The sequence below is a fragment of the Erythrobacter sp. genome, from assembly GCF_023653175.1.
Lineage (GTDB): Bacteria > Pseudomonadota > Alphaproteobacteria > Sphingomonadales > Sphingomonadaceae > Erythrobacter.
Genome location: NZ_JAMNXL010000160.1, coordinates 1 through 8086, shown reverse-complemented (window position 1 = coordinate 8086; position 8086 = coordinate 1). Strand labels below are relative to the sequence as shown.

9 protein-coding genes are annotated in these 8086 nt (G+C 67.1%); 3 read left to right on the top strand and 6 right to left on the bottom strand.

Translation table 11 applies throughout. The features are described from left to right. Positions 1–14: 14 nt before the first annotated feature. Positions 15–716, bottom strand: a complete 702-nt coding sequence (locus NBV68_RS15180; RefSeq protein WP_296311254.1) for a pirin family protein — start codon at positions 714–716, stop codon at positions 15–17. 103 nt (positions 717–819) lie between these two features. Between NBV68_RS15180 and NBV68_RS15175 the strand changes: the two genes are divergently transcribed. Then, positions 820–1737, top strand: coding sequence for a LysR family transcriptional regulator (locus NBV68_RS15175; protein WP_296311251.1), 918 nt, complete (start codon positions 820–822; stop codon positions 1735–1737). Between the two features lie 5 nt (positions 1738–1742). Here the strand turns inward: NBV68_RS15175 and NBV68_RS15170 are convergent, their stop codons facing one another. From NBV68_RS15170 to NBV68_RS15155, 4 genes are all read right to left on the bottom strand, one after another. Beyond that, complete coding sequence (locus NBV68_RS15170; RefSeq protein WP_296311250.1) at positions 1743–2387, bottom strand: glutathione S-transferase N-terminal domain-containing protein; 645 nt, start codon at positions 2385–2387, stop codon at positions 1743–1745. Beyond that, positions 2384–3319 carry a rhodanese-related sulfurtransferase gene (locus NBV68_RS15165; RefSeq protein WP_296311260.1) on the bottom strand — a complete coding sequence of 312 codons (936 nt, stop codon included), beginning with the start codon at positions 3317–3319 and terminating at the stop codon, positions 2384–2386. The genes NBV68_RS15170 and NBV68_RS15165 overlap by 4 nt, the downstream gene beginning before the upstream one ends. Further along, the gene (locus NBV68_RS15160; RefSeq protein ID WP_296311247.1) at positions 3319–4395 is read right to left on the bottom strand and encodes a branched-chain amino acid aminotransferase; all 1077 of its coding nucleotides are present in this window, start codon (positions 4393–4395) and stop codon (positions 3319–3321) included. The genes NBV68_RS15165 and NBV68_RS15160 overlap by 1 nt, the downstream gene beginning before the upstream one ends. A gap of 743 nt (positions 4396–5138) precedes the next feature. Continuing rightward, the gene (locus tag NBV68_RS15155) at positions 5139–5687 is read right to left on the bottom strand and encodes a hypothetical protein (RefSeq protein ID WP_296311244.1); all 549 of its coding nucleotides are present in this window, start codon (positions 5685–5687) and stop codon (positions 5139–5141) included. Positions 5688–5722: 35 nt separating this feature from the next. Here NBV68_RS15155 and NBV68_RS15150 point away from each other — a divergent pair, with 35 nt between their 5' ends. After that, complete coding sequence (locus tag NBV68_RS15150) at positions 5723–6490, top strand: TlyA family RNA methyltransferase (RefSeq protein WP_296311256.1); 768 nt, start codon at positions 5723–5725, stop codon at positions 6488–6490. A 220-nt stretch (positions 6491–6710) separates the two neighbouring features. Here the strand turns inward: NBV68_RS15150 and NBV68_RS15145 are convergent, their stop codons facing one another. Then, positions 6711–6911: a hypothetical protein gene (locus NBV68_RS15145; RefSeq protein ID WP_296311242.1), complete on the bottom strand. Its 201-nt coding sequence runs from the start codon at positions 6909–6911 to the stop codon at positions 6711–6713. A 412-nt stretch (positions 6912–7323) separates the two neighbouring features. On the opposite strand from NBV68_RS15145, the gene NBV68_RS15140 reads away from it, so the two are divergent. Beyond that, positions 7324–7872, top strand: a complete 549-nt coding sequence (locus tag NBV68_RS15140) for a TspO/MBR family protein (protein ID WP_296311239.1) — start codon at positions 7324–7326, stop codon at positions 7870–7872. The last annotated feature ends 214 nt before the right edge of the window (positions 7873–8086 follow it).

The window sequence follows — 8086 nt, the reverse complement described above, 5'->3', positions numbered from 1 at the left end:
GGCTCCGGGGGGACTTACGCAGCGTCGACCAGAACGACCTCGCTGTCTTCCACAGCCGTGATCGTCACCGATTCCTGCCCGGTGATCGCCACGCCGTCGCGGGCATTTGCCTCGACGTCCTCGATCCGCACCTTGCCGGTGGCAGGCACGAGGTAGAGGTGCCGGTCGGCCGTGCGCGGCGTGTAGGTCACGCTTTCGCCCGCCTTGATGGTCGCGCCCAGCACCCGGGCATCGGCGCGGATCGGGAGCGCGTCGTCATCATTGGCGACACCGCTGGCGAGGGGGACGAAGGAGCCCGCACGGTCGTCCTTGGGGAACTGGCGAGCGCCCCAGCTCGGCTGGCCGCCGCGGGCATCGGGGATGATCCAGATCTGGAAGATCCGGGTTTCCTCGTCCTCGAGGTTGTATTCCGAGTGGGTGACGCCGCTCCCTGCGCTCATCACCTGCACGTCGCCCGCTTCGGTGCGGCCCTGGTTGCCCATCGAATCCCGGTGCGTGATGGCGCCGGCGCGGACATAGGTGATGATCTCCATGTCGCTGTGCGGATGCGGCGGGAAGCCCGACTTGGCGGCGATCGCGTCGTCGTTCCAGACGCGCAAAGCACCCCAGTGGACGCGCGCCGGATCATGGTAGCCCGCGAAGGAGAAGTGGTGGTGCGCATCGAGCCAGCCGTGGTTGGCGGCACCGAGGGTGTTGAAGGGACGCAGTTCGATCATGGCGTGTCTCCTGTTTGGTTGAGGCGGAGATAGGCCACGCTCGGCATGCGGATAAGTGCGATAAAACTTGCCAAGATGTTCGGATTATCCGAACAAATTGCCCATGAAACTCGGCGAACCCAACCTCGATCAGCTGCGCTTGTTCATCGCGGTCGCCGAACACGGCAGCTTCGGCGGCGCGGCCAAGGCGATGGGGCGGGCGGTCTCGGCGGTGTCCTACGGCATCGCGCAGCTCGAGGCGCAGCTTGCCCTATCCCTGTTCGAGCGCGAGGGGTCGCGCCGCCCGGTGCTCACCCCCGCGGGCGAGGGGCTGCTGGCCGAGGCGCGCAGCGTGGCCGACCGGGTCGACGCGCTGCTCGCCAAGACGCGCTCGCTCCATGCCGGGCAGGAGCCCTCGCTGACGCTGGTGGTCGACGTGATGGTGCCGGGCGATGTCACCGCGCATGTGCTGGGCGAATTCCGGCGGATCTTCCCGACCTGTGCGCTCACCTTGCGGATCGAGGGGCTGGGCGCGGTCGCGGCCTGCGTGATCGACGGCGGATCCGATCTTGCAATCGGCGGCCCGGTGATCGGCGATCACCCTGCGCTCGAACGCCAGGCGGTGGGCGACATCGAACTCGTCCCCGTCGCGGCGCCCGCGCACCCGCTAGCGCAGCGCGGCATCATGCCCGGTGAAAGCCGTCGCCACCTGCAGCTTGTGCTGACCGACCGCTCGCCACTGACCGAGGGGCGCGAGTTCTCTGTGCTCTCGCCGCTGACCTGGCGGCTGGGGGACCTTGGGGCAAAGCACGCGCTGCTCAAGGAGGGGCTGGGCTGGGGCAACATGCCGCGCGGGATGGTGGCAGGGGATATTGCGAGAGGCGCGCTGGTCGAGCTCGACCTGCCCGAGAAGCCGGGCGATCACTACCGGCTGAGCGCCCTGTGGCGGCGCGACACGCGGCTCGGCCCGGCGGCGAGCTGGCTGGTGGATGCGTTCCGCGAGTGGCTGGCGCGCTGTCCCAATCCCGCGCCCCTGACCTGATCCTGCTATTCATCCGGCCCGAACAGCACCCGCGCATCGCCCTCCTGCCAGGGCGCGAATTTGGGCATCACGTTGGCGAACAACGCCGAACTGGCCAGACTCTCCAGCCAGCCCTGCAAGCGGGATAGTGGCTGGTCAGCGAACCAGGCAGGCTCGATGGCGGCGAACTGGCGGATGAAGGGGAAGAGCGCGATGTCGGTGAACCCCCGCACGGCCCCGCCGATGAAGGGCGCCTCGCACAGCCGCGCCTCGAGCGGCGCCAGCAGCGCGAGCGCGGCAGCGCGGTGGTCGGTCTCTTCCGCGCCGTAACGCCCGGGGTATTTCGCGCGGTCGAGATGGTGCTTGAATGGCCCGTCATTGGCCGTAATCAGCGCGGGTTCCTCGCGCGCCAGCCAGCTCTCCGGGTCGTGCTGCATCAGCGCCCAGCGCATGATGTCGAGGCTCTCCTGGATCACGCTCCCGGCATTTGGCCCGTCCGCCAGCACCAGCACCGGAACGGTCCCCTTGGGGCTCGCGGCGAGCAGCGCGGGCGGCTTGGCGGCGAGTTTCACCTCGCGCAATTCCACCGTGATCCCCGCCGCCCACAGCGCCATGCGGGCCCGCATCGCATAGGGGCAGCGGCGGAAGGAATAGAGGACGGGCGGCGTCATTCGGGCGGTTTGCGAACCGCGCCGACGTGCAATTCGCCGCGCTGGCGGGCAAGCGCTTCCTGTCGCTGGCGCTCGGCGTAACCGGCGCGTTGTTCGGGCGTGCGCTCGTCGATGCAGGCGGGGTAGCTCACCCCGTCCTCGTAATCGGGATGGGCGAGGGCCTCGGCATCGAGCGGGCGGCGGCAGGCGCGGCACAGCTGGAAGGTGCCTTGCGCAAGGCCGTGGCGGACCGTCACCCGCTCATCGAAAACGAAGCATTCACCCTGCCACAGGCTTTTAGTTTCAGGCACTTGCTCGAGATATTTGAGAATGCCGCCCTTGAGGTGATAGACCTCCTCCACCCCTTCGCTGCGCAGGAAGGCGGTCGATTTCTCGCAGCGAATGCCGCCGGTGCAGAACATCGCGATCCTTTGCTTGCCGGCGAGCAGGGCCTCGCGGTGTTCGCGGAACCATGCGGGAAAATCGCGGAAAGTGGGCGTTCGCGGATCGACCGCGCCCCGGAAGGTGCCGACTGCCACCTCGTAATCATTGCGGGTATCGATCACGAGGGTGTCGGGATCGGCGATCAGCGCGTTCCAGTCATGCGGATCGACATAGTGACCGGCCGACAAGGTGGGGTCGATATCCGGCTCGCCCATGGTGACGATCTCGCGCTTCACGCGCACCTTCATGCGGTGGAAGGGCATTTGCGGCGCGGCCGAGAACTTCACGTCGAGCGCCGCACACCCCGGCAGCGCGCGGATATGCGCGAGCACTGCTTCCAGGGCTTGCGGAGCCCCCGCAATCGTCCCGTTGATCCCCTCCTGCGCGAGCAGCAGCGTGCCCTTGATGCCATGCGCCTCGCAGACGGCGAGCAGCGGGCCTTGCAGGGCCTGCGGATTGTCGAAGCGCGTGAACTGGTAGAGCGCGGCGACGCGGATCGGCGCTGGAATCAAACCCGCATCACCCAGCCGTGGGTGTCGGCGATCTTGCCCGTCTGGATGCCCACCAGCGTTTCGCGCAAGGCGGCGGTGGTCTGGCCGATGCCGCCTGCGCCGATGGTGAACTCGCCGTCGTGTCCCGCGACCTTGCCGACCGCGGTGACCACCGCCGCGGTGCCGCAGGCCATGACCTCGATCAAGTGGCCACTGGCGGCGTCCGCGCGCCACTGGTCGATTGAGTAGGGCGCCTCGGAAACGGTGAGGCCCTGCTCCTCGAGCAGCGCGATCAGGCTGTCGCGGGTGATGCCGGGCAGGATCGTGCCGGTCAGCGGCGGGGTGATGACGGTGCCATCGGCAAAGACGAAGAACAGGTTCATGCCGCCCAGTTCTTCGACCCACTTGCGCTCGGTCGCATCGAGGAACAGCACCTGGTCATGGCCCATGGCAAAGGCCTGTCCGGTGGGGACGAGGCTGGCGGCATAATTGCCCCCGCACTTGGCTGCGCCCGTCCCGCCGGGGGCGGCGCGGGTGTAGTCGGAGATCCAGATGCTCACCGCCTTTGCGCCCGATTTGAAATAGTTGCCGGCCGGACTTGCGATGACGATGAACTTGTACTGCTTCGCCGGGCGCACGCCCAGGAAGGCCTCGGTCGCGATCATGAAGGGCCTGAGGTAAAGCGAACCGCCCTCGACCGCCGGATACCAGTTGCCGTCGACTTCGAGCAGCGCTTGAATCGCGCCGAGGAACAACTCTTGCGACAGGGCGGGCATGGCGAGGCGCTCGGCCGAGGCATTGAAGCGCGCGGCGTTGGCTTCCGGACGAAACAGCCCGAGCGCGCCGTCGGGGTGGCGATAGGCCTTGAGGCCCTCGAAGATCTCCTGCGCGTAGTGGAGCACGCTGGCGGCAGGATCGAGCGGGATGGGCTGGCGCGGGCCCAGCACCGGGGTCTGCCAGCCGCCTGCCGCCTCGTCATAGTCGATCATCACCATGTGATCGGTGAACACGGTGCCGAAGCCCGGATCGGCGACAAGCTGTTCGCGAACGGCATCGGGCGTGGGCGAGGGGTGGGGGAGACGGGTGACGTGCATGAAATGCGCCTAATCCTGCGAGGGGGCGAGGGCAAGATCAGTGTTGAAGTGACCCCTTAAGGTCGAAGCATCGCCCTGGCTCGGGCCGCAGGCCCGCGAGCGCACGCGCGCGAGCCGCAGGTGCTCGATCCTGCAAGGATCGAAACGCACCGAGGACGAAGGCGCGGAGGCGCTTTCGTAAAACAAGAAATGAAAAGGGCGTTTCCAGCCCGTCGGTGGAAACGCCCTTGACATGGTCAGCGGCCGGAAGTGCCGCTCACGTAGCCTTACTCTGGCAGAGGATTACCGAGTATGCTCCGTAGGGATCTTCACCGACCTCGCTACTGAACCATGAGACATCGGATCACCTCCTTTCGCGCTTGTGAGCCAGACCCCTCGCATCACCGGGGGCCGAGAGCCGCGTTCGCCGCTGGCCTCGGGGTGCAATGTGAGTCATCGCGGGGGCTTCGGCAAGACTTGAAATAATCTTTTCCGGCGTCATAATCACACCTCGCCGCGCAAGGCGCGCAGGCTGGCCGCCCGGGGGAGACCTCGGGCGTTTTTCGTTTCCGGCGCGGCTGTGGACAGGCTGGGGGCAAGCCTGTGGATATTAATGTATAGAATCGGCTTCCCTTTCGTCATTGCGAGCGAAGCGGAAGCGCAGCTGGCCGTAGGCCAACCAATCCATGGACGGGTGTTTCGCCATGGGGCAACGGCAGTCCATGGATTGCCGCGTCGCCTTCGGCTCCTCGCAATGACGAAGCTTAGCGGCAGTCTTCGATCACCCGGCTGACCTCGGCATAGCTGGGGATGATGAGCGCGGGCGTGCCCTCGACCTCCACGGCAAACCGGCCCTTGGAAAGCGCCATCGCGTCGAGCAGCGGGTCGGCCGGCGCGATGCCGGCGACCAGATAGGGGTTGGTGTCCTCGGCCTGCACCACGCTGAAGGTGCGGGTGGCGGTTTCGGTGCGGATCGTCATAGCGCGCGGGGTCGCGCTGGTGCCGGCGCGCCACAGGCCGAAGCGACCGTTGGCGGTCTCGCAGCTCATCACGAACTCGCCACTGCCGCCCGCGCCGATGAACACTGCGATCGGCCCGCCAGCACTGATCTGGTAGCGCCAGTTGCCGACCGTTAGCGACGCGTCGGTCCAGCTGTCCTTGATCGGCGCCGGCGCCACCGGGACAGGCGCGGGGCGCTGAGGCTGGGGCCGCGCGGGTGGCGGAGCGGCGGTCGCGACCGGCGGCGCCTTGGCGGCAGGCGCACAGGCGGCGAGGGCGAGCGTCAGGGCGAGGAGAGGAAGTCCGGCTTTCATGCCTGCACTTTGCGCGCTAGGAGCCGCGCTTGTCCATGCCTGAAACGCCTCCACGTCCCCCCAAAGCGCCCAAGCGCCGCGTCGATCAGTTGCTGGTCGAGCGGGGCCTCGCCGAGAGCCGGGCGCGGGCGCAGGCGCTGGTGATGGCGGGGCTGGTCTTCGCGGGCGAGACCAAGATCGACAAGCCCGGCCACCAGATCGCCGAGGACGCCGCGCTCGACGTGCGCGGGCGCGATCATCCCTGGGTGAGCCGCGGCGGGATCAAGCTGGCGCATGCGCTGGAGCACTTCAGGCTCGACCCGTCGGGCGCTGTGGCGATGGATATCGGCTCGTCCACCGGGGGGTTCACCGATGTGCTGCTGAGCCACGGCGCGGCGCATGTGTTCTGCGTCGACAGCGGCACCAACCAGCTCGCCTGGAAGCTGCGCGAGGATGCCCGCGTGACCGTGTTCGAACAGCTCTCCGCCCGCCTGCTGACGCCTGACCACATCGACCGGCCCTGCGACTGGGTGGTGTGCGATGCAAGCTTCATCAGCCTTGCCAAGGTGCTGGAGGTTCCGCTGCAACTCGCGGCAGCGGAATGCCGGCTGGTCGCGCTGATCAAGCCGCAATTCGAGGTCGGGCGCGAGGAAGTGGGCAAGGGCGGGGTGGTGCGCGATCCGGCGCTGCACGCCCGCGTGTGCGATGAGGTGCGCGGCTGGCTGGAAGCGATGGGCTGGTGTATCGACGGGATCGTGCCAAGCCCGATCACCGGGCCGCAGGGCAATGTCGAATTCCTGATATCCGCCCGCCGCACGGTTTGAACGGGGGAATAACCAATGAACAGCAAGGGTCTTGTCGTGATCGCGGCGTTGATCGCCGTGGCGCCTGGCGCAGCAGTGGCTCTCGGCGTGCTCAACTGAGCGAGCCGGGCCTTTCGACCCGGCCAGCCACAAAAGAAAAGACCGGCAGCAACCGCAGTTGCTACCGGCCTTTCTTGTTCCGTTCCCCGGTCAGAAGACCAGGGCCGAAAAGCCCGAAGGCTTACTCGGCCGGGGTTTCGGCAGCCATCGGCTCAGCAGCCATGGCGTCGCCGGTTTCGGCAGCCATCGGGGTTTCAGCAGCCATCGGCTCTTCAGCAACGGCCATGGCGTCGGCTTCGGTCGAAGCTTCTTCAGCCGGCTGCGAGCAAGCGGCGGTGGCGAGGGCGAGGCCGGCAACGGCGACGAGAGCGATCTTCTTCATGGTCATTTCCCCTATGGGTCCGGCAAAGCCGGGAATGAGCAAAAGCGCAATTTGTGTCACATCCCGCCGCTACTGCGCTTCGAATCACGGCAGGAATGTGGCAGCGTCTAGCAGAGGTTTTTCCAGACCCCAAAGCGTTTCGTGGTGTTCTGCCCAATTTTCACCACATTTTTCGCAATTCCCCCTGCGCGCCCTCGGCAGGGTGGTTCATCGCGGGGCAGAGGGAGGCGGAGTTCTTGTTGGCATATCGCTTCGCTATATGAGGCCGGTGGCGCCTATCGCTTCGCTCCATGCGGCGTCCTTGCGGCCTATCGCTGCGCTACTTGAGGCCAAGATGTTGGCGCGGCCGCGCGGCTCTGGTATCGCCGCGCTCCCCGCCCGGACATTGACCGGCCTATGATGGGATGAGTGCATGAACGTCCTTGCTTCCCCCGCCCAGCTGCGCGCCAGCTTCCTGCGCTGGGCGCTGTTCATGGTGCCGCTGGTGCTGCTCGTCGGGTTTTTCGCGAGCCAGTTCGGCGGGCCCGACACGGCGTGGTTCGCCGGGCTCGTCAAGCCGGCCATCTATCCGCCGCCGGTGGTGTTCGGAATCGTGTGGACGGGGCTGTTCGTGCTGATCGGCCTGTCGCTCGCACTGGTCGCCAGCGCCTGGGGCGCGCCGGGGCGCGGGCTCGCGCTGATCGTCTTCGCGGTGCATTTCCTCGTGACGCAAAGCTGGAGCGCGGTGTTCTTCGGGATGCAGGAGATGGGAATCGCCCTGATGGTGATCGGCTTCGGCATCGTGAGCTTGGCTGTCGCGCTCGCGCTGGTGTGGCGCGTGCGGCGCACGGCGGGGCTGCTGCTGCTGCCCTATCTGGCATGGCTGTGCTTTGCGGCCGCGCTCAACTACCAGTTCATCGCCGAGAACCCCGACGGCGGCCAGCGCGGCCTCGACGGTGCGGCCACCAAGGTCGAGTTCTGAGGCGCCCAGCCCAGCCCAGCGCGAAGCGAAACGCGGCTACTGCCGAGTGATCGTTTGGCGGTGAACGGTCGGCGCAGCACGTCCGCAAGGCCAACCGGCCGCCCGCAGCGACGCGACCTTTAGGTCGCATGAGCGAGGAGGGCGCTTGCACTTCCGTGCAAGCACCCCCAAAAAGAAAAAATGCAAAGCCAGAACCCGATCATCGCCGACCTCG

Excerpts from the sequence above, each read along its gene's own strand:
- NBV68_RS15180 (WP_296311254.1), bottom strand. The coding sequence starts at position 716 with ATGATCGAACTGCGTCCCTTCAACACCCTCGGTGCCGCCAACCACGGC.
- NBV68_RS15175 (WP_296311251.1), top strand. The coding sequence starts at position 820 with ATGAAACTCGGCGAACCCAACCTCGATCAGCTGCGCTTGTTCATCGCG.
- NBV68_RS15170 (WP_296311250.1), bottom strand. The coding sequence starts at position 2,387 with ATGACGCCGCCCGTCCTCTATTCCTTCCGCCGCTGCCCCTATGCGATG.
- NBV68_RS15160 (WP_296311247.1), bottom strand. The coding sequence starts at position 4,395 with ATGCACGTCACCCGTCTCCCCCACCCCTCGCCCACGCCCGATGCCGTT.
- NBV68_RS15155 (WP_296311244.1), bottom strand. The coding sequence starts at position 5,687 with ATGAAAGCCGGACTTCCTCTCCTCGCCCTGACGCTCGCCCTCGCCGCC.
- NBV68_RS15150 (WP_296311256.1), top strand. The coding sequence starts at position 5,723 with ATGCCTGAAACGCCTCCACGTCCCCCCAAAGCGCCCAAGCGCCGCGTC.
- NBV68_RS15145 (WP_296311242.1), bottom strand. The coding sequence starts at position 6,911 with ATGAAGAAGATCGCTCTCGTCGCCGTTGCCGGCCTCGCCCTCGCCACC.
- NBV68_RS15140 (WP_296311239.1), top strand. The coding sequence starts at position 7,324 with ATGAACGTCCTTGCTTCCCCCGCCCAGCTGCGCGCCAGCTTCCTGCGC.